The organism is Phascolarctobacterium faecium (assembly GCF_003945365.1).
In the GTDB taxonomy this organism is placed as follows: Bacteria; Bacillota; Negativicutes; order Acidaminococcales; family Acidaminococcaceae; genus Phascolarctobacterium; species Phascolarctobacterium faecium.
The window spans coordinates 1,524,784-1,545,611 of sequence record NZ_AP019004.1; the positions used below are offsets into that span (position 1 = coordinate 1,524,784).

At 39.7% G+C, this 20,828-nt stretch carries 23 protein-coding genes; all 23 read left to right on the top strand.

Going from position 1 to position 20,828, the window contains the following annotated elements:
* Position 1: 1 nt before the first annotated feature.
* The 23 genes from larB to PFJ30894_RS07595 all read left to right on the top strand — a co-directional run bounded on the left by larB (position 2) and on the right by PFJ30894_RS07595 (position 20,798).
* Positions 2–757 (top strand): nickel pincer cofactor biosynthesis protein LarB, encoded by a 756-nt coding sequence (gene larB, locus PFJ30894_RS07485; protein WP_125669453.1) that lies wholly within the window; start codon positions 2–4, stop codon positions 755–757.
* Between the two features lie 4 nt (positions 758–761).
* Positions 762–2,093, top strand: coding sequence for a nickel pincer cofactor biosynthesis protein LarC (larC, locus tag PFJ30894_RS07490; RefSeq protein ID WP_125669455.1), 1,332 nt, complete (start codon positions 762–764; stop codon positions 2,091–2,093).
* Positions 2,083–3,036: a ribonuclease HIII gene (gene rnhC / locus PFJ30894_RS07495; RefSeq protein ID WP_021718354.1), complete on the top strand. Its 954-nt coding sequence runs from the start codon at positions 2,083–2,085 to the stop codon at positions 3,034–3,036. The genes larC and rnhC overlap by 11 nt, the downstream gene beginning before the upstream one ends.
* Before the next feature lie 23 nt (positions 3,037–3,059).
* Complete coding sequence (locus PFJ30894_RS07500) at positions 3,060–3,908, top strand: ChbG/HpnK family deacetylase (RefSeq protein WP_125669458.1); 849 nt, start codon at positions 3,060–3,062, stop codon at positions 3,906–3,908.
* 1 nt (position 3,909) lies between these two features.
* Positions 3,910–4,917, top strand: coding sequence for a lysylphosphatidylglycerol synthase transmembrane domain-containing protein (locus PFJ30894_RS07505; RefSeq protein WP_125669460.1), 1,008 nt, complete (start codon positions 3,910–3,912; stop codon positions 4,915–4,917).
* A complete protein-coding gene (locus tag PFJ30894_RS07510; protein ID WP_125669462.1) occupies positions 4,914–5,837 on the top strand; it encodes an NAD-dependent epimerase/dehydratase family protein in 924 nt (307 codons plus the stop codon). Before PFJ30894_RS07505 ends, PFJ30894_RS07510 begins: the two co-directional genes overlap by 4 nt.
* Before the next feature lie 31 nt (positions 5,838–5,868).
* Entirely contained in the window at positions 5,869–7,395 is a 1,527-nt protein-coding gene (locus PFJ30894_RS07515; RefSeq protein ID WP_231997877.1) for an ArnT family glycosyltransferase, read from the top strand.
* Between the two features lie 450 nt (positions 7,396–7,845).
* Positions 7,846–9,690, top strand: coding sequence for a polysaccharide biosynthesis protein (locus PFJ30894_RS07520; protein WP_125669464.1), 1,845 nt, complete (start codon positions 7,846–7,848; stop codon positions 9,688–9,690).
* Positions 9,691–9,791: 101 nt separating this feature from the next.
* Entirely contained in the window at positions 9,792–10,997 is a 1,206-nt protein-coding gene (locus PFJ30894_RS07525; RefSeq protein ID WP_113077356.1) for a DegT/DnrJ/EryC1/StrS family aminotransferase, read from the top strand.
* Positions 10,998–11,007: 10 nt separating this feature from the next.
* Positions 11,008–11,613: a sugar transferase gene (locus PFJ30894_RS07530; protein ID WP_113077046.1), complete on the top strand. Its 606-nt coding sequence runs from the start codon at positions 11,008–11,010 to the stop codon at positions 11,611–11,613.
* Positions 11,613–12,173, top strand: a complete 561-nt coding sequence (locus tag PFJ30894_RS07535; protein WP_125669466.1) for an acyltransferase — start codon at positions 11,613–11,615, stop codon at positions 12,171–12,173. The genes PFJ30894_RS07530 and PFJ30894_RS07535 overlap by 1 nt, the downstream gene beginning before the upstream one ends.
* A 60-nt stretch (positions 12,174–12,233) precedes the next feature.
* On the top strand, positions 12,234–13,016 hold the full coding sequence (locus PFJ30894_RS07540; protein WP_197714925.1) for an ABC transporter permease: 783 nt from the start codon (positions 12,234–12,236) through the stop codon (positions 13,014–13,016).
* Positions 13,017–13,022: 6 nt separating this feature from the next.
* The gene (locus PFJ30894_RS07545) at positions 13,023–13,760 is read left to right on the top strand and encodes an ABC transporter ATP-binding protein (RefSeq protein WP_370840825.1); all 738 of its coding nucleotides are present in this window, start codon (positions 13,023–13,025) and stop codon (positions 13,758–13,760) included.
* Positions 13,761–13,805: 45 nt separating this feature from the next.
* Complete coding sequence (locus PFJ30894_RS07550; protein ID WP_113077044.1) at positions 13,806–14,441, top strand: PglD-related sugar-binding protein; 636 nt, start codon at positions 13,806–13,808, stop codon at positions 14,439–14,441.
* A 19-nt stretch (positions 14,442–14,460) separates the two neighbouring features.
* Positions 14,461–15,330, top strand: a complete 870-nt coding sequence (locus PFJ30894_RS07555; protein WP_125669468.1) for an AAC(3) family N-acetyltransferase — start codon at positions 14,461–14,463, stop codon at positions 15,328–15,330.
* A gap of 26 nt (positions 15,331–15,356) precedes the next feature.
* Complete coding sequence (locus tag PFJ30894_RS07560; RefSeq protein WP_125669470.1) at positions 15,357–16,451, top strand: 3-oxoacyl-ACP synthase III family protein; 1,095 nt, start codon at positions 15,357–15,359, stop codon at positions 16,449–16,451.
* A gap of 17 nt (positions 16,452–16,468) precedes the next feature.
* Positions 16,469–17,569, top strand: a complete 1,101-nt coding sequence (locus PFJ30894_RS07565; RefSeq protein WP_125669471.1) for a 3-oxoacyl-ACP synthase III family protein — start codon at positions 16,469–16,471, stop codon at positions 17,567–17,569.
* A gap of 8 nt (positions 17,570–17,577) precedes the next feature.
* Positions 17,578–18,318, top strand: coding sequence for an SDR family NAD(P)-dependent oxidoreductase (locus tag PFJ30894_RS07570; protein ID WP_125669473.1), 741 nt, complete (start codon positions 17,578–17,580; stop codon positions 18,316–18,318).
* A 3-nt stretch (positions 18,319–18,321) separates the two neighbouring features.
* Positions 18,322–19,089, top strand: a complete 768-nt coding sequence (locus PFJ30894_RS07575; RefSeq protein WP_125669475.1) for an SDR family NAD(P)-dependent oxidoreductase — start codon at positions 18,322–18,324, stop codon at positions 19,087–19,089.
* Positions 19,090–19,124: 35 nt separating this feature from the next.
* Positions 19,125–19,343, top strand: a complete 219-nt coding sequence (locus tag PFJ30894_RS07580) for an acyl carrier protein (RefSeq protein ID WP_125669477.1) — start codon at positions 19,125–19,127, stop codon at positions 19,341–19,343.
* A 43-nt stretch (positions 19,344–19,386) separates the two neighbouring features.
* Positions 19,387–19,605, top strand: a complete 219-nt coding sequence (locus PFJ30894_RS07585; protein WP_125669479.1) for an acyl carrier protein — start codon at positions 19,387–19,389, stop codon at positions 19,603–19,605.
* Between the two features lie 13 nt (positions 19,606–19,618).
* The gene (locus PFJ30894_RS07590) at positions 19,619–19,843 is read left to right on the top strand and encodes an acyl carrier protein (protein WP_125669481.1); all 225 of its coding nucleotides are present in this window, start codon (positions 19,619–19,621) and stop codon (positions 19,841–19,843) included.
* A 106-nt stretch (positions 19,844–19,949) separates the two neighbouring features.
* Positions 19,950–20,798, top strand: a complete 849-nt coding sequence (locus PFJ30894_RS07595; RefSeq protein WP_125669483.1) for a hypothetical protein — start codon at positions 19,950–19,952, stop codon at positions 20,796–20,798.
* Positions 20,799–20,828 lie beyond the last annotated feature (30 nt).

The following is a 20,828-nucleotide window of genomic DNA, read 5'->3' on the forward strand; positions in this document are numbered from 1 at the left end:
TATGACTTACGAAGAAAATTTGCTGGCGCTTTTGGAAAGTTATAAAGCAGGCACTATCGACGCTAAAACAGCTTTGGAAAAGCTGCATGCTGCGGATTATACTGACCTAGGTTTTGCGAAACTGGATCATAACCGCAGTCTGCGTCAGGGGTTTCCCGAGGTTGTTTACTGCGAGGGTAAAACAGTAGAGCAGGTTGCTGCAATCATGGAAAAGCTGGCACAGGTACACAATAATATTTTGGGAACACGTGCTGATGCCGATAAATTTGCAGCGGTGCAGAAGGTGCTGCCCGATGCGGTTTATCATAAAAATTCGCGCTTGATTTTTGTAGAGCGTAAACCTCTTCCAAAAGATGATAAGCGTTATATCGCCGTTGTGACGGCTGGTACAAGCGATCTGCCTACTTCAGAGGAGGCGGCATTGACTGCTGAGATCATGGGCAATCAGGTAGAGAGGGTTTACGACGTAGGCGTGGCTGGTATTCATCGACTGTTTGATAAACTTGATTTGATCAGAAATGCTAATGTGGTTATTGTCGTTGCCGGAATGGAAGGCGCTTTGGCAAGCGTTGTCGGCGGCTTGGTCGAACGACCTGTAATAGCGGTGCCTACCAGTGTCGGTTATGGAGCTAACTTTCAGGGGCTATCGGCACTTTTGGGCATGCTCAACAGCTGTTCGGCCGGTGTGGCTGTCGTTAATATCGATAACGGTTTTGGAGCGGGGCGTATGGCAAGTATTATCAATCATATGAGGTGATGTAATGAAAGCAATCTATATAGAAGCATTTGCGGGTATCAGCGGCAATATGCTGCTGGGAGCTTTGATCGATGCAGGTGTACCGTTCGATCATTTGGCGTCTGAGATGAAAAAGCTGCACTTGGGAGAGTATGAACTGATCAACGAACGTGTTAATAAATGTGGGATTGATGCGAACTATTTTAATGTCTTGCTGCCAGATGAACATCAACATGATGTCACAATTGGACATCGGCATGAACATCCCCACGCTGGTCACCATCATCACGAACATGGCGATACAGGGCATAACCATGAACATCATTCCGATTGCGCTCAGCATTGCCATCAGGTGAAAGTGTCTGAAGAACCTGTGCATCACCACCATGAACATCGCAATCTGCATGATATAGCCCATATTATTACACATTCTGACTTGCATGATAAAATCAAAATGCAGTCTTTACAGGTGTTTACAGCTTTAGCAGAAGCTGAAGCTAAGGTTCACGGAAAAACTGTTGATGAAGTGCATTTTCACGAAGTCGGAGCAATCGACACGATTATTGATATTGCGGGCTGCGTTTTGGCTTTGGAATATTTGGGGATCGAAAAGATTTTTGTTTCCAATATCCATACAGGCAGTGGCTTTGTAAATTGTGCACACGGACTGATGCCAGTGCCGGCTCCTGCGACGGCAGAGCTGTTACAAGGGCTGCAGCACAGCCACGGAAAGATCGAAAAAGAGCTTACTACACCGACTGGTGCTGCACTGATGAAGGTTTTAGCAGTCAGTACAAATGATATTCCACAGGGCTTTAGCGGCAGTAAAATTGCTTATGGCGCCGGGACCTGGGATCTGGAAATACCCAATGTCCTGCGCATCAGTATCGGCGAATGGGAAGCTGAAGCCGGTGGTGAATTACTTGTTGCCGAATGTAATATTGACGATATGAATGGCGAATTGTACCCTTATGTGCAGGAACGCTTACTGCAGGCGGGTGCTTTGGATTGCTGGCTGACTCCGATCATTATGAAAAAAGGACGGCCTGCTCAAACTTTATCGGTGCTGCTCGATCCTCAGAACCTGGATCAGCTGACTGATATTTTGCTGACTGAAACAACGTCGCTGGGAGTACGTTATTATGCGGTGCATCGCCATATCAATTACAGGAAGGTTACTATTGTGTCGTTGCCTGAAGGTGAAGTGAGAATTAAATATGCACAGATGGATGGGAAAATTGTGAATATTGCTCCTGAATTTGAGGATTGTAAAGTTTTGGCTTTAAAAAGCGGACACAGCCTGAAAACTATTATGCAGGCAGCAGCAGCTGCTGCGGAGGCACAACTTGAACAGTGATTTTGCTGCTTATATCGACAATTTAAAAAAGCAGATCAAAAGTTTTGACGCCAATCTTACAATTACTGAAAAAAAGCTGCAGTATGGTATACAGTTGACAGTAACAAACAGTGATAGTAAAGTAGTATTATCAGTATATAATGGTAAAAAGGGGATTAAGTTTGTTTGGGGCGGTACGGCTTCAGAATTGAGGTCCCAGCTGGAAGCAGTTTTGACAGGAAAAGATACTGCCGATAAAGGGGATATCGTACAGGCTATTGGAAATGACTATACACTTTTACGAAATTGTGCCGATTTTAAAGGTATTTGGGCAGGCAGTGACGAATCAGGTAAAGGAGATTTTTTCGGACCCTTAGTCGTTGCAGCAGTATTAGTAGATATTACTACGGCTGAAAAACTAGTCCGTTTGGGAGTCAGAGATTGCAAACTGATCAATGATAAAGAAGTTCTGCGGCTGGCAGAGCTGATTGTCGAAGCTGCTCCGATCAACACGGTTTTAGCTTTGAAGCCGGAAATGTATAATTTTCGTTATCAGCAAATGCGTGCAGATGGAAAAAATCTCAACCATTTGTTAAGCAATGGTCACATAGCTGTACTGCGAAATGTTCTGCGGCAATGCCCGCAATGTAATTATGCGCTGGTTGATCAATTTACAGCGTCTAACGACATCCGCGCCAGCTTACAGCAGGAATTTCCTGATGTTAATATAGTACAGCAGCACAGGGCCGAGGCAGATATTGCTGTGGCGGCTGCTTCAGTATTGGCGCGGGCTAAATTTTTGGAAATAATGCAGGAGCTGGCCGAGCAGGTTGGGCGAAATGAATTGCCTAAAGGTGGCAGTGACGCTGCGACAAACTGTGCGCGCGAGCTGCTGAAAGAATTGGGACGCGGTGCCCTGGAACGGCTTGTAAAAGTCCATTTTGCAAATTATAAAAAAATCTAGAGCCTTTCAGGAGGCTGAAATATATGAAAAAATTAATTGTTAATGCTGATGATTTCGGACTGCATCCGGCAATCAATGCTGGTATTATAAAAGGCTGCAGGGACGGTTTTATTACCAGTACGTCTTTAATGTGCAGCGGTGCTGCTTTTGATGACGCAGTACTTCAGGCGAAAGCAATACCTGCTTTAGGAGTAGGTATCCATCTTACTTTAGTAGGAGGAGGTAAACCGCTTTTACAAGCACGGCAGCTGCGAACACTTGTTGATGAAGATGGGCTTTTGCCTGCTGATTATACAGTTTTTGCCAAACGGTGGTATGCTGGCAGAATAAAAAAAGCAGAAGTTGTCAGCGAACTGCAAGCACAACTAGAACGCGGCTTAAGCTGTGGTCTGGAAATAACTCACGTCGACAGCCATCAGCATCTGCATGTGCTGCCGGGAATCGCCGACATCGTATTGGATTTGTGCAGTGCATTTGGTATTAAAAAAATTAGGATGCCGCAGGAAGGCTGGTTTTGGCGCGGTGGATTTAACAGCACTGCTGGCCGCCTGATCGGCCGTGAAGGCTTAAGCTTTTGCAGTGCTTTGGCGAAAATGAAAGCCAGACAGGCCCATTTTGTCTATCCACAGCATTTTTTTGGAATGCTGGCCGGAGGTAATTTAAACGAATTCTTAGTAGGTGAAATCATTAGGAATCTGCCTGATGGCGTAAGTGAGATCATGACTCATCCGGGGATGGATGCAGAGTCTTTGAAAAAAACTTTTTCCTGGCAGTATCATTGGGAAGATGAGCTTCAGGCTTTTCTTTCTGAAAAAAATAAATGTTTATTGGAGCAGAAGAAAGTAACTTTGATAAACTTTGGTGGGCTTTGATATGCACAGAAAATTGATCCGCAGGTTGCTATGGATGTTTGTTTTTGTTATTGCTATTTCTGCGGCAGTTATTTATTTTACATTTGATATAAGAGCGTTAGAATATCTGACGATGTTTGAACCGTGGTGTATTGCTGCGGCCTTTGGCATTTTGGGATTGGGATTGGTTTTTGATGGTTTGCGGCTGATGACTTTGGCTGCTGTGACTGATGAAAAGCTAACTACCAGACAAGTGGTGAACGTTGTTCTAAGCAATTATTTTTTGGCGCTTGTTACCCCCGGAGCCAGCGGCGGTGCTGTAGCTCAGATCATGTTCATGCGCAAGGCGGGCGTGCCGGTAGCAAAGGCCACGGTCGTTGTTTTTGTGCGTACGATTATGTCAATCACTTTTTTGATTTTGCTGGTGCCGTTTGTTCTGCATAGTGATCATGCTTTGGTTGACTGGATGCCGACCAGTGTCATTACTATTGTATCTGTTTTATTTGTTTCGCTGCCGATTGCAGCAGTGCTGCTTATGAGGACCAGATATCCGGAGTTTTGGATCATTGGGTTAACGAACAATTTCTCGCACGATTTCAGGAGGAATTGTTTTATTTGGTATAAAGAATTTAAACAGGCGTCTTTTATTATGGGTAAAAATCCTTTGAAAGTAATGCGTGCCTTTATTGAATCGGGGCTCAGTCTGTTATGTATTTATGCTACTGTACCAATGTTTTTTCTGGGTATGAATATCAAATTTGACTGGCTGCAGGTTATGGGGCGAATGGTTTTGCTGAATCTGGTACTGTATTTTTCACCAACTCCCGGAGGTTCAGGGGTCGCAGAGGCGGGCTTCGTTGTATTATTTTCTGAGCTGCTGCCTGGTGGTCTTGTTGGTATTATGGCAGTTTTATGGCGGTTTACAGCTGAATACCTGCCGTTTTTATTAGGGGCAGTAGTTTCAATACGCGCCTTTGGCTCTAATGTTTTATCTATGAAAAATCTCAGGAAGGGCGAAGATCAACAATGAAGCTTTTAGTTACCGGCGGTGCTGGATTTATCGGTTCGCATTTATTAGAGCTGTTAAATAGTGATAAAAATTATGAAGTTGTAGTTTTAGATAACCTTTCAAGCGGGTTCAGAGAAAATGTACCTCAAGGAATGAGACTTGTCGTAGCGGATATACGTTCGCAGGAAATAGAAGCGTTATTTCAAAAAGAAAATTTTGATGCAGTTGTGCATTTGGCTGCCCAGACAATGGTACCTTATTCAATCGAACATCCTGATGAAGATTGCGAAATCAATTTAGCAGGCTTGATCAATGTGTTGGAAAATTGCCGCAAGTATAAGGTGAAAACAGTTTTATTTGCCTCCAGTGCGGCAGTATATGGCAATAATGAAAATGTTCCTTTACATGAAGACCTTGCATTGATGCCAATGTCGTTTTATGGTATTACAAAAATGACATCAGAGCATTATTTACGTGTTTACCACGAGCTTTATGGTATCAATACAGTTGTTTTCCGTTTTGCGAATGTTTACGGCGAACGTCAGGGGGAAGGCGGCGAAGGTGGTGTCGTCAGTATTTTTTGTAAACTTTTGGCAGCAGGAAAAGCTGTGACCGTTTATGGCAATGGGGAACAAACGCGTGACTTTGTCTATGCAGGCGATGTTGCAGCAGCTATTAAAGCGGGATTGGCAGCCAGGGGATACCAGACTATCAATGTATCTACAGAGCATGAAACTTCGGTAAATCAACTTTTGGGCGCCTTTGCCGAAGTTGCTGCTGATAAACTTGAAGTTCGTTATGCGGAAATGCGACAGGGTGATATCTTCCGTTCTGCGCTGTCTAATGCACGTTTAAAGGAAATACTTGCTGTAACTCCGCAGATGCAGTTAAAAGAAGGTATCCAAAAAACTTACCATGATTATGTAAAACGGGGAAAGTAGGAAAATAATGAATAGGATCGAGAAGGGAAGCTTGCTCGTTTTAGCAATTATAGTTGCCTTCAATATCTTTTTTGGATTAGGCAGTATACCGCTGCTTGACCCGGATGAGCCGGTATATGCTGAAACTGCGCGTGAGATGATCCAGTTTAATGATTATCTTTCGCCGCGTATTTATAATGAATATTGGTTTGACAAACCGCCAATGTATTACTGGCTTGTAGCTGGTGCAATGCATGTGTTTGGGGATGGAGAGTTTGCAGCGCGTTTTCCTGCAGCATTAATGGCCTTTTTGACTGTAATAATGCTTTATTGTTCCATTACCAGGCTGTTTAACGAAAGAGCTGGTTTTTGGTCGGCGCTCGTTTTAGCGACATCTGTACAGTTCTTTTATCTTGGCAAGGCGGCGGTAACAGATACGACGCTGTTGTTTTTCCTGACCGGGTCTTTATTGTGCTACTTGCATAAGCAGTATTGGCTGATGTATGTGTGTATGGCGCTGGCCACGGTAACAAAAGGGCCGATCGGGATCGTTTTTCCAGGCGCGATAATATTTCTGCATATTCTTTGTACCGGGCAGTGGCAGAGGCTTTTTAAAATGCACTGTTTACGCGGATTACTGCTGTATTTTTTTATTGCGGCACCGTGGTATTATTTGATGTATCAAGTGCATGGAATGGAATTTATTAATACATTTTTAGGGTTTCATAATCTTACCCGCTTTACAACGCCTGAGCATCCGACCCGGGTTTTGTGGTGGTATTATTTTCCTGTTATAATCCTGGGTTTGTTTCCCTGGACAGGGCTGTTACTGCAATCTATTAAAGCATCAATTACAGATAGCAGATCTGATGATCTGGAAAAAATGCTTTTCGTGAATATCTGGTGGCTTTTCGTACTGATATTTTTTACTATCTCTCAAACGAAGCTCGTTTCTTATATCTTACCTATGTTTCCAGCGCTGGCGATTGTGATTGGCTGGAATATTGCCAGAATGCAAAAAGAAAATTATGGTATCCGTTGGTCCTGGATTTTTGGCAGCGGAATAATGTTTTTATTGCTTACAGCCGGATGGGTTATTGGCGGGCAGCAATTGCCTGAAGTTGCTTTCGGAGGAATTGTGTTGGGCAGCGTAACTTTTATTTTGGGCGTAAGTATAGTTTGGGCGTTGTGGCGTTATCGCGATATTAATTTTTCAGCTTGGCTGCATGTGGTTACCGGTGTTTTGACAATGGTAATTGCATTTTCCTTTTTGTTGCCAATGGTTGCCAATCGTTTCAGTGTTAAAGAAATCGTTAGAGTTTATCATACGAAATGTGATCAGCAGAAACCTGTTTATGTTGATAAATTTTTGAGGCCAGGTTTTATGTATTATACTGGTGCACCGGGTGAGGAAGTAAAACCTAAAAGTGGTGATTTAGCCAGAGTTTTAAATGATCCTGGTCAAAAATATGTTTTGGTACGAGGATTGGAACTGCGCCGTTTAAAAGATAAGGATAAACTCCAAAATCTAAATGAGATCAAAGAAATCGGTGACATTTATTTGCTGGAAAAATATTAAAAGAATATATGGATTAGTTAGAAAAATGTAGATTAAAACAACGTCGCTGAAAGCGACGTTGTTTTTTTATGTCCTGCGGGTTTTTACAAACATGTATCGCGTTAGCTAAGCATCGCGATCGCGTAGAGAGCGATGCAAAAGTAATAGCAAGACCAGAATAAGTTTGATTCATTTATTTGTAAATGTCTTGCGGGGGGGGAGACTCGTGTGGTATAATTTTAACTGAATTATTTGAAACAAAAAAGTATTTTAAGTATAAAATGTAAAAATGAACCAAATGAAATTTAAAATACCTAAATACGATAAACATACAAATTATTTTTTTTCTGCAGTTCTGTTTTAGGTGAAGATAATGGAATTTGTTTGATGAAAAAATTATTTCTGATTAGAAGTGTGAAAGATTGCTATATACTGGTAAGTTTAATGTAAGTGATATGGGGATGAGAAAATTTGCGATATTTGTTATTGCCACTTTTAGTTGTAGTTTTAGATACCATCTGTATTATAAGTGCTGCATTTTTTAGTATTTATATACGCTTTGAAGATACTGCAATCGCCCAAAAATATCTTGAAATGCTTATCTCACAATTACCTATAGCAGTGGCTGTGCATTTGGTAGTATATTTTGTTTTTAAACTATATGGTAGAGTATGGCGTTATGCTGGTAGCATAGAACTTGTTGCCATCGTTGCTGCAAATATTGTTGCAGCTTTGTCTTGGTATGGGATTTCTATTTATATAGATTTGGCGTTACCACGCTCTTTATATATTTTTACTGCTTCTATTCTTGTTTTATTTGTTGGCGGCAGTAGATTGTTCTTTAGAATCTACAGTTGTTTTATTAATAAATCCAAACATAAATTTATATCAAGTAAAAAAGACAAAGTATTGATAGTTGGCGCAGGTGATGCCGGTGCACTGCTTCTCAGGGAATTAAATCAGTACCATATAGGAAAAAGACAAGTTATTGGTTTTATTGATGACGATAAAACCAAAATAGGAAAATATATGGTTGGTACAAAAGTATTAGGAAGTAGAGACGATATAGCAGTGCTTGCCGATAACTATGAAATTGATGAAATTATTATTGCCATGCCTTCAGTAAAAGGAAAAAATATCAAAGAAATTATCAACATTTGTAAAAAAACAAGCTGCAAATTAACTATTTTACCTGGGGTATATGAAATTATAGAAGGCAGTGTGAGTGTAAGTCAATTACGCCCTGTTGATGTTGAAGACTTACTAGGCAGAGATCCGGTGGAACTGGATAACGTAGCTGTTGCGAAGTACTTGTCAGGGAAAACAGTGCTTATTACTGGTGCTGGTGGCAGCATTGGCAGCGAGATTGTGCGTCAAGTTGCTAAAATGTATCCTAATAAATTGCTTCTCGTTGGTAAAGGAGAAAACAGTATTTATGAAATAATGCAGGATATGAATTTAGAATATCCCCAACTAAAAAAAGTGCCCATTATAGCAGATGTTAGAGATGAAGAACGAATTAACGCTATAATGGACTATTTTAAACCTCAAGTAGTGTTTCACGCCGCAGCCCACAAACATGTGCCTTTAATGGAATATCAACCATCTGAAGCAGTGCGAAACAATATTTTAGGAACTAAAGTAATAGCAGAAACAGCTGCCAAACATAAAGTTGAAACCTTTGTAATGATATCTACAGATAAAGCAGTGAATCCAACTAGTGTTATGGGTTGTACCAAAAGAATTGCTGAAATGTTTGTGCAAAGTATGAATAAAGAAAGCAGTACAAGATTTGTGGCAGTACGTTTTGGTAATGTACTTGGCAGCAGGGGCAGTGTAATACCACTGTTTAAAAAACAAATAGCCAAAGGAGGACCGGTAACTGTTACAGATGTAGAGATGAAACGTTATTTTATGACTATTCCTGAAGCAAGTCAATTGGTACTTCAAGCCGGAGCAATGGCGAAAGGTGGAGAGGTATTCGTACTTGATATGGGAAAACCTGTAAGAATTTATGATCTTGCCAAAGATTTGATAAAATTATCGGGTTTTATACCCGATAAAGATATAGAAATAAAAATAACCGGATTAAGACCTGGTGAAAAGCTGTTTGAAGAACTTTTGAGCGCCGAAGATGGTACCGAAAAAACCACGCACAGTAAAATATTTATAGCCAAGATAAAAGACGTTGATAAAGCAGAATTACAAAGGCAGATAGTCGATATTTTACAGATCACCGAAGGTGATGCAGTTGTAAGAAAATTGAAGGAGATAGTGCCTACTTATACGCCTAACAGAGATGCGTTAAAAAAGTAAGGGCAGATTACAAACAGATTAGAAGGTGCTTTTTGTTGAAAGAAAATGTTCTAAAGAAGTTTTCTCCGCTGATAAAGAAAGTATGGCTCAGTTCGCCTACCATGCACGGAGAAGAACTTAAATATATGCAGGAAGCTTATGAAACCAACTGGATGTCTACTGTTGGTGAAAATATCAACGCAGTGGAACAGATGCTATGCGAAAAAATTGGCTGCAAATATGCCGTTGCTCTTGCCTCTGGTACTGCGGCTTTGCATATGGCAGTCAAATTGGCCGGGGTGCAAAACGGTGATAAGGTTTTTTGCTCCGATATGACTTTTGCCGCCACAGTTAACCCTGTCGTGTATGAAGGCGGAGTACCTGTTTTTATAGATGCCGAATATGCTACCTGGAATATAGACCCTGCAGCATTGTCAAAGGCTTTTGAACTTTATCCAGAGGTAAAGGTTGTCGTTTTGGCCCATCTTTACGGTAGTCCCGGAAAGATGGATGAACTCAAAGCCGTTTGTGATAAACATGGCGCAGTTATCATCGAAGACGCTGCCGAATCACTGGGCGCGACTTATAAAGGTGTGCAGACGGGAAATTTTGGTAACTATAACGCTATTTCTTTTAACGGCAACAAAATTATCACCGGTTCGTCTGGTGGAATGTTTTTAACAGATGACGCAGCAGCAGCCGATAAAGTGCGCAAGTGGTCGACTCAAGCCCGTGAAAATGTACCATGGTACCAGCATGAAGAACTTGGTTATAACTATCGCATGAGCAACGTTATCGCAGGCGTCGTACGGGGTCAGCTGCCTTATTTAGAAGAACATATTTCCCAAAAAAAGGCAATCTACATGCGTTATAAAAAGGGCTTTAAAAATTTGCCTGTCAAAATGAATCCATTTGATGCTGTCAACAGCCAGCCAAACTATTGGTTAAGCTGTCTGCTTATTGACTCCGAAGCCATGTGCAAACAAGTATGTAGTGAAAAGGAAACATTTTATCTAAGCGAAAAAGGAAAAACCTGTCCTACAGAAATTTTGGAAGCTTTAGCGGCGATGAACGCTGAAGGGCGTCCTATCTGGAAACCGATGCACATGCAACCCCTATATCGAATGAATGCTTTTGTTACCCGGGCAGGCAGCGATAGGGCAAAAGCTACGTACTGTATTAATGGCGCCGAAGCAGTTCCAAACGGAAATTCTGCCGATGTGGCCATGGATATTTTTGAGCGGGGCGTGTGCCTGCCCAGTGATATCAAAATGACGACGCAGGAGCAGGACAGGATTATTGAGATCATAAAAAGCTGTTTTGAATGAAGAGGAAGCCATGTATAAAAATTTTATAAAAAGAATATTAGATATCATTTTATCGTTTCTGGCTTTGGTCATTTTATCGCCATTGCTGATTTTAACAGCTTTTTTGATACGCATAAAACTGGGGGCACCGGTATTTTTTAAACAGCTGCGGCCGGGAAAAAATGAGAAGATCTTTGGTATTTTAAAATTCCGCACCATGACGGATGCAAAAGATGAAAATGGAAATCTATTACCTGACGAGATCAGGCTGACCAGATTCGGCCAATTCTTACGTTCTACGTCTATTGACGAGCTTCCTGAACTGTTGAATATTTTAAATGGCGATATGTCTATAGTGGGGCCAAGGCCCTTATTAGTGCAATATCTGGAGCGGTATAACGAGGAGCAGAAGCATCGCCATGATGTAAAACCGGGATTAACTGGCCTGGCACAAGTCAATGGCCGTAATGGTATCACCTGGGAAGAAAAATTTCACTACGACTTGGAATATGTAAAAAACATCACCTTTTATGGTGACTGCAAGATCATCTTCCAGACGGTAATGAAAGTTTTCGGCAGGGAAGGCATATCATCGGCAACCTCGGTCACCATGGAAGAATTTAAGGGGAATAAGTAATGTTTAGAAGATATTTACAGTTATTAAGGTTGTTCCTTCTGAGGGATGGGGGCAAGCGTGCGGCATATTGTAAAAAAACAGGTTATTTTCATGCTCAGGGCGAAGGGTGTTATTTTCAAATCTACAATTTCGGTGTAGAACCGCATTTGCTCTCTTTCGGCAGCAATGTAAAAGTAGCTTCCGGCGTAAGATTTATTACCCACGATATTTTTGGCGATGTTATCTTGTACAAAAATAACATGGATCAGCATATCAGGCGTGTAGGTAAAATAACTATCGGCAACAATGTCTTGATTGGCAGTAACAGCATGATCATGTACGATGTCACTGTTGGCGATAATGTTATTATCGCTGCCAGTAGCTGTGTTACTAAAGACGTTCCTGCAAATTCCATTGTGGGCGGCGTTCCTGCAAAAGTGATAGGTTCTTTTGATGATTATGAGAAAAAATTTATGGAAAAGACCAAAGCTTACCCTTGGCTGAGGCAAGGGTACTCGATTTATGACAAAAAACTGGCGAAGCTGCAGGAAAAATATTTCTGGTCTGAGCAGAAGCGTTGAATTTGACCTAACCAGTTTGCAGGTATTTAGGTGATATCAGTCATAGGAGAATTTTTTATTGTGCATATAGTAGACAGTGCTAAAAGATTAGTTAAATATAGTTGGTTACTACAGGTATTAGTCGAGCGTGATCTAAAAATCAGGTATCGGCGCAGCTTCTTAGGATATTTATGGAGTGTTTTAAATCCGCTTCTAATGATGATTATTTTAACGATCGTTTTTTCCAATATGTTTCGCTTCGATATACCCCAGTACCCTGTATATCTGTTGGCAGGACAGCTTATTTTCGGATTTTATTCCGAAGCTACCAGCATGGCGATGGGTTCTATTTTAGGCGGCGCGGCCCTTATAAAAAAAGTGTATCTGCCTAAATACATCTTTCCCCTGTCCAGAGTGATATCAAGTTTTACAAGCATGCTGCTTTCTATGATTGCCCTTTTTATAGTGATCATTGCTACCGATGTCACCTTTTCAATAACTATAATACTGCTGCCATTTATATTAGTGCAGGTTTTAGTCTTCTGCATAGGCATGGGGCTTTTATTATCTGTATTGGTAGTGTTTTTTAGAGATGTCCAGTATTTATACAGTATTTTTTTAACGGCTTTTAACTATCTGACGCCTATTTTTTACCCGGAAAGTTTATTGCCCGAGTGGCTCAGAGAACTGCTGGTCTTTAATCCGCTTTATAATTATATAAATTTTTTCCGCAAGATAACTGTTTATGGTCAGTGGCCAACAATGACAGAGCACTTGATCTGTCTGGCCTTCACTTTCTGTATGCTCGTCATAGGTTTGTATGTGTTCAAGCGCAAACAGAATGATTTTATTTTATATATATAGGTGGTAATAGTGCAAAAAACTATTGTTGCAGATAATGTTTCCATGTGTTTCAATTTGGCGTCTGAACGTGTGGATAGTTTAAAAGATTTACTTATAAAAAAAATAAAGTTTCAAAGTTGCAGCTTTGATGAATTTTGGGCCTTGAATAACATCAGCTTTTCTGTGGATAAAGGCGAATCCTGTGCTTTGATTGGCGCTAATGGCAGCGGCAAAAGCACCATGCTCAAAATCATCAGCGGTATTTTGACTCCAACCAAAGGTAGCGTCGAAGTAAATGGTTCTATCGCGCCGTTGATCGAATTAGGGGCAGGCTTTGATTACGAATTGACGGGCCGTGAAAATATTTTTTTGAATGGCGCGATTCTTGGTTACAGCAAAAAGCTGATGCTGGAAAAATATGATGAAATAATAGACTTCAGTGAACTACGTGATTTTATAGATGTCCCCGTAAAAAACTATTCCAGCGGCATGATTGCCCGTTTGGGTTTTTCTATCGCTACCATGGTCAAGCCTGAAATATTGGTAGTTGACGAGATATTAGCCGTAGGCGACCAGGCTTTTCAGGACAAGTGCCATAAAAGGTTGGAAGATATGATGAATAGTGGCACTACTGTGCTTTTGGTATCGCATTCTGCGGCAGATATCAAAAGGATCTGCCAAAAAGCAGTCTGGATAGACAAAAGCAATTTGCGCTTTGTGGGTAATGTTGACGAGGCATTGCAGCTTTACAATAAACCAGGATAAATCAACTGGGGATATTGTTTAAATCTTATTTCGACAGGTGAGTAAATGAAAAACTTGTATATCGTCGGTGCAAGTGGCTGCGGGCGGGAAGTGCTGAATATTATCAAAGACATTCACGCCATACGAGGTGTCCAGTGGAATATAGTAGGATTTTTAGATGACGACTTGCAGGCACTGGATAGCATCGATTGTGACTATCAGGTCGTCGGTACCATCAAAGATTATCTTCCGCAGGCAAATGATGTTTTGGCGCTGGGGATTGCCAGTCCACAAGTCAAAGAAAAAATAGTTGCGATGCTGAAAGCAAAAGGGGCGGTTTTTCAAAGTATCATTCATCCCTATGTGGCCTTGGGCCGATTCAATACCATCGGTGAAGGAGCCGTTATCTATTCCGGCTTCGGCATGACGGTAAATATTAAGATAGGCGATTTTTGTACTTTACTTGCCTGTGGACTGGGGCACGATGTGGAAGTAGGAGACTTTTCTACTATCTCTTCCTGGTGCAACATCATGGGTCATGTAAAAATAGGTAACCGTGTATTTATGGGCGGAAATTGTTCCGCCGCACCAAACGCGGTTATTGAAGATGATGCCTATGTCGGTGTCGGCAGTGTTGTTTTGCGCAAAGTAAAGGCTGGAAAGCGGGCTTTTGGCAACCCTGCTCGAGAAATGGAATTTTGAATATTGAAAGGAAGAGTTTATGAAAGACATTACGTTATTTTATTATGATAATGGGAAAAAAGCAGTTACCACTTATGACTTATATGAAAAATTGAAATTTGTCAAGGCAGATCAATGTGATTTGTTATTTATCCATACAGATTTAGCTGGTTTGGGAATGCCTAATACCAAATTGAAACGAACGGAATTTTTTGGAGCGATATATGAGGTATTGTTGGCGTTAAAGGTAAAAACTTTAGTTTTTCCGGCTTTTACATTTAGTTTTGCAAATGATGAAGATTTTAGTGTAAATGATAGCACTGCAAAATACATGGGTGCACTTAACGAATATGTGAGAAAACAACCCGGTGTTGTTCGTTCTCTTGATCCATTGATGTCAGTTATTGCGGTTGGCGAAAGAGCAGAAGAATTTTATGAAGTTGGTAAGAGATGTATGAATGATGGTGGTATATTTGACATGCTACACCAAATTCCCAATGTCAGATTTTTGTTTTTAGGGGCGAAACCTACGCATTGCTTTACATATGCACATTATGTTGAAGGCGTATATAACGTTCCCTATAGATTTGAAAAATGGTTTGAAGGGTTCGTTACTGATAGGGACGGAAATACATATAAGGATTCTTATTCGTTACTGGCAGGGTGTAAGGGGATTTATCCCGCGGCGATGGTGCCATTCGAAAAACATATGTTGAAGCATGATCGTTTTGAACGTATTTCAGCAGGTGACGATGAAATAATTTGTTTTAAAGAATCAGATGCCTATCAAGCTATGTGGGAAGCGCTTGATGAGAATATACACGGATTTTTAGTTAGACCTTTTACAGAAGATGATCTTGTTAAAGAAGTAAAGCCTCGTAACGGTAACCGTGTAGTAATGGTTCCTTAACATAAATAAATAGGAGAGGGAAAGATATGAATAATTTCTCATTTAAGAATTTACGTATAGACGGTTTGGCTGTGGCAGTTCCTAATGATGCAGAGCAAGTAATGGATTATGAAAAATATTATCCTGATGGTGAGATTGAAAAATTTTGTGTTTCAACAGGTATTTATCAAAGATATGTGGGACATAGAAAAAAAATAATAGCATCAGATTTATGTGTAACAGCAGCTAATAAGATTTTTGATAAACTTGGATTAGATAGAAATAAAATAGATGGGCTTGTTTTTATGTCACAAAGCTTCGATTATGAAGCTCCTGCAACTGCGGGTATCATTCAAATGCGTTTAGGATTAAGTAATTGTGGAGCAGTGTATGATGTTACTTATGGTTGTGCTGCTTTTCCTTTTGCTTTGCAAATTGCGGGAAGTTTTATCAATGGCGGCTGCAGAAGTGTTTTGATATTGATTGGCGATTCTGTAACATCGCCGTATATTAGTGATAAAGATAGTTTTCTGTTTGGTGATGCAGGAGCGGCAATGATTATCAGTAAGTCAGAAGACGAAAACGCTGAAATCAATATCAGGCTTGAAACATTAGGTGAAAAATTTAAAGCGTTGATGTGTCCTTTTGGCAAAAACAGACATAGATATTATGATTTAGCGAATGAAGTCGGTACTGAAAATGCTAATAAATTGCTCAGAAGATATATGAGTGGTACGGATGTTTTTACTTTTTCACTAATTGATGCCACTAAAGCGACAAAAAAGTTTTATAAAGATTTTGGATGTATTCCGGAAGATTTTGACTTTTTAGCGATTCATCAGGCTAATAAAATGATCATTGATAATGTTGTCAAAAAAATCAAATTCCCTCAAGAAAAGGTAAATATTACTCTAGATAGATATGGAAATACCAATGGAGTAAGTATACCACTTTCTATTTGTGATTATTTTGAACATCATCCTTTATGTGGAACTAAGAAGATTTTAACATTAGGATTTGGGGTAGGCTTAAGTATAGGTGTTGCTTCGTTGCAGTTGGATAACAGTAGGGTTTTACCGATAATCAAGTCTGATGAAACATTTGATGATGGAATATATTGCAATGCATATTTAGAATACTAACTTATGGAGAGATAAAAATGGCATATTTTAATTTGAGAAATGCAAAGATTAAAGCAGTAGCAGCCAGTGTTCCTGATGATGTTGAGTATACTACTGATTACAACGATCTTTTTGGCGAGGAGCATGTCAGAAAATTCATTATGTCTACAGGCGTTCAGCGCCGCTTTGCAGCCCATAGATTAGGTGTTACTGCGTCAGATTTGTGTTGTTATGCTGCAGAAAAAATATTGACTGAATTAAACTATGACAGAAGCAAAGTAGACGCATTAATTTTTGCATCTTCCAGTCGAGATTATCTTCAACCTGTTACGGCAACAATTTTGCAGGATAGATTGGGATTGTCCGATGAATGTATGTGTTATGATGTGCCGTTGGGCTGTTCGGCCTATGTGTATGGTTTACATTTGGCGGCTATGCACATCAATGCAGGTTGTCGCAGTGTTTTATTACTGGCTGGTTCTACGGGCGAACAGCTGCCCGATGGCTATGTACCTATAGAGATCCCCATGCTGTTTGGCAATGGCGGTTCTGCTACTTTGTTGGAATATGACGAAACGGCAGCGCCGGTCTATGGCCTGTTACGTTCCATAGGGCGCGATTTTAAAATGCTGGCGTCTCCGTTCAGCGGTCAAAGGCATCCCTTTTGGCCCATGGTGCAGAAATTCGGTTATGAAAAGGCCTGCGCATACAGGGATATGTTTCACATGGAAGGCATGGACGTGATGCGTTTCTCTTTAAAGGAAGTAGTAACTATGATCAATGATTTTAAAGAGCGTTTTGCCTGCGATTATAATGAATACGAGATTTTAGCCTGCCATCAGGCCAATAAGTTGATCATCAGCAATTTGGCTCGAAAAATAAAATTCCCCCTTGCCAAAATACCGCTTTCTATCGTCGATTATGGCAATACGGGCTGTGCTTCTATACCATTGGCTATTTGCGAGTATTACGCAAACAAAGATGTGGCGCAGGATACAGGTAAGCTTCTGACCTGCGGCTTTGGTATTGGTTTATCTCTGGGTATTGTAGGTATAACGGTGGAGCCGCAGAATTGTTTCCCTGTGTTTAGAGTAAAAGAAAGATATGATGATGGCTTGTGTTTTGAAGATTATAAGTGAGGGGAATAATGGATAAATTTGATTTTAATGGTAAAAAAGTTTTAGTTACGGGTGCTTCCTCCGGCGTAGGCCGGGAAGTGGCCATCCTACTCAGCGCCATGGGTGCTAAAGTAGTTATTGTTGCCAGAAGGGAAGCCGAATTGCAGAAAACGCTCTCCTTAATGGAAGGCAGTGGTCATAGTTATAGGGTAGTTGATTTAGCTGATTTTGATAAAGTAGTTTCAACAATTAAAGAAATAGTAATTTCTGACGGAGAAAAATTTGACTCTATAGCACATTGCGCTGGTATGGTTAAAATATTACCGCTTAGAATCATTAATAAAGGTGATATTGATCAAATAATGAATGTAAATTATTATTCGTTTGCTGCGATTTTAAAATGTGTAGGATCTAAGAAATTATTTAATGATGGTGGTAGCATAGTAGTTGTATCTTCCTATGTATCTTCTTATGGTCAGAAAGCTAACGCTGTTTATGGGGCATCAAAAGGTGCAATTAATGCTATGGTTAAAACAGCTGCTAAAGAATTATTGGATAGAAAGATTAGAATAAACGCTATAAACCCAATAGGAATAAAAACAGCAATGGTATTATCGCAAGAAGAATTAGCTAATGAAAATGAATCTTTTTCCGATTTATTAAAACCTGAAAAGGTAGCAGCAATAATCGTTGGGTTATTAAGTGATTCTTTCGAATATATATCAGGGGTTATTTTAGATGTAGATAAGGGAAAAAACTGGGAGGGTTAGGTTATGTCACTTGACTTATTTAATAAAAAATATTTAGTTGTTGGAGCTTCTTCAGGGATAGGAAGAGCTATAGCTATTTTAATAAGTAGATTAAATGGAAAAGTTGTACTTACAGGTAGAAATGAAGAAAAATTACAAGAAACTCTTTCCATGATGAGTGGTAGTAATCATTTAATTGTTAGATATGATATGAATGATGTGTTAGGTATAAAAAAATTTGTAAAAGAGTGCATGCATAAGATTGGCGGAAAATTTGATGGACTGATTTTTTCTGCTGGCATTGAAAGATGTATACCTATTAGAGGTGAAAATATTGAGAGAATCAGAGAGTTTTATAATGTTTCTTGTATATCTTATTTTTCGTTACTTAAAGAATTTTCCAGTAAGCAAGTATTATCAGATGGTGGGTCAATAGTAGCAATTTCATCCAGATCTGCACTTTTCCCTGAAAAAGGTTATTTAGGGTATGGAACTGCTAAAGCAGCTATTAATGCCGCATCCATAGTAGCATCACAGGAATTTGCAAAAAGGAAAATACGGGTGAATACTATTTGTCCTGAAATGGTAAAAACACCTATGACAGAGCAATTTTTTTGTTCTGTTAGCCAAGAACAGTTAAATAAATTATATCCTTTAGGTTTTTTGGAACCAGAAGATGTTGCTGATTTAGTTGTTTTTTTGTTAAGTGATTTGAGTAAAAAATTTACAGGACAGAATCTGTATCTTTCGGCAGGTAATGCGGGTACGCCAATTGATGGTTATATTATTTAAAATATAAAAATAAATAAAAGATTAAGGAGACAAATATGGATTTACAGGAAAAAATAGCATTGATTGAGGAAGTATTAGACGTAGAGGCAGGCAGTTTGACCTGTGAGACCATGCTGGCAGACATAGAGGAATGGGATTCCATAGCGGCCCTGTCCTTGATAGTTATGCTGGATGAAAAATTTGAAAAAACTGTAAGCGGAGCGCAGATCAAAGCTATGACAAGCATCAACGATATTTTGGCTTACATGGAGTAATAATATAAAATTTAAAATATAAAAAAGATGAGGCGAAAAGAAAATGAATTTACAGGAAAAATTAGCACTGATTGAAGAAGTATTGGATGTAGAAGCAGGTAGCCTGACTCAGGAGACCATGCTGGCAGACGTAGAGGAATGGGATTCTATTGCAGCGTTGTCGTTGATTGTGATGCTGGATGAAAAGTTTGAAAAAACTGTAAGCGGAGCGCAGATCAAAGCTATGGCAAGTATCAGCGACATTTTAGCTTATATGGAGTAAGGAGCTGTGAACAATGGAAAAATTATATACTCTTTTAGAAGATATCAGGCCTGATGTAGACTTTCGCAATATTACTACTTTAATTACTGATGGGTTTATTGATTCTTTTGATATTGTAACGATCATTGCAAGTATAGAAGATGAATTTTCTGTTGAAATCCCTGTAGACAGTATGATGCCGGAAAATTTTGAAAGCGCAGCTGCCATGATGCAGCTCATCAATGGAGTTAGAAAGTAAAATTATGCTTAATTTTATTCATGAAATCAAACAATGGTACCAACATCGGAAGCTTATTAAACAGGGCATTTTGCTGCCCATCAAATCGTATGAGCAATATAATGCTTTGGTAAAAGAAGCAAAGGCCAAGTTTATAGAAAAAGTTTTTACTAATTGCTATCTGTTGCCTGCGGAAATCAAAAGACTGATCGCGCTCAGAAATTTTTATCAGGTAAAAACTGAACAAGGATTGGCTTTTGCTGATGATGAAGGCGGTTATTATTATTTATTTTTATATGTTGATATGCAAAAGCCACTTATACTGCCGCCGCTGGAGAAAGATATTTTGGTGGAAAATGTATATTATGACGGACGTAAAACTGAAATTCAGTGTAAATTTGAAGAATATGTTCAAAATGCCGGCTGCATTTTTTTGAATACATATAATGCAGTTACAGATCGTCCCCAACTAACGCCAGAAAAGTACTGGAAAAAGTTAGAAACATTACAGAATTCGTTGGCGGCAGAAGGGAAAAAAATAAGTATTCCGACTGAACAGCAATTGAAACAATTTGAAGAAATTTATCTGGAAACGATTGATAAGTATGTGCAAAAAAGATACAGTAAAAAAGAAAGAAAAACGCAAAGAAAATTAGGGTATTTACACTGCATCGATGACAAAGACGGGAAAATTTATGCTATTCACATTAGTGGATTGCTTCATGGAGGAGCGATTGCGACGCGGAAAGATTGCCAGGGGGGGATATATTCCCCAGGATTAATGTTATATATTTTTAAAGAATATTATGAAGCGATGCCTCAAGATGATCATGCTCAAAAGGAATATATGCGCAGTAAGGGTATTGGTGGCTGGATTGCTGTTGATAATAAAGCTTCCTGGCGCATCCATAAAATGCTTGGTATAACAGCAACAGGTAAATCTATGAACCAGTTTGTCATAAAAACGACCATGTAATTAGTGCAAACTTAAATCAACCGGGGGGAG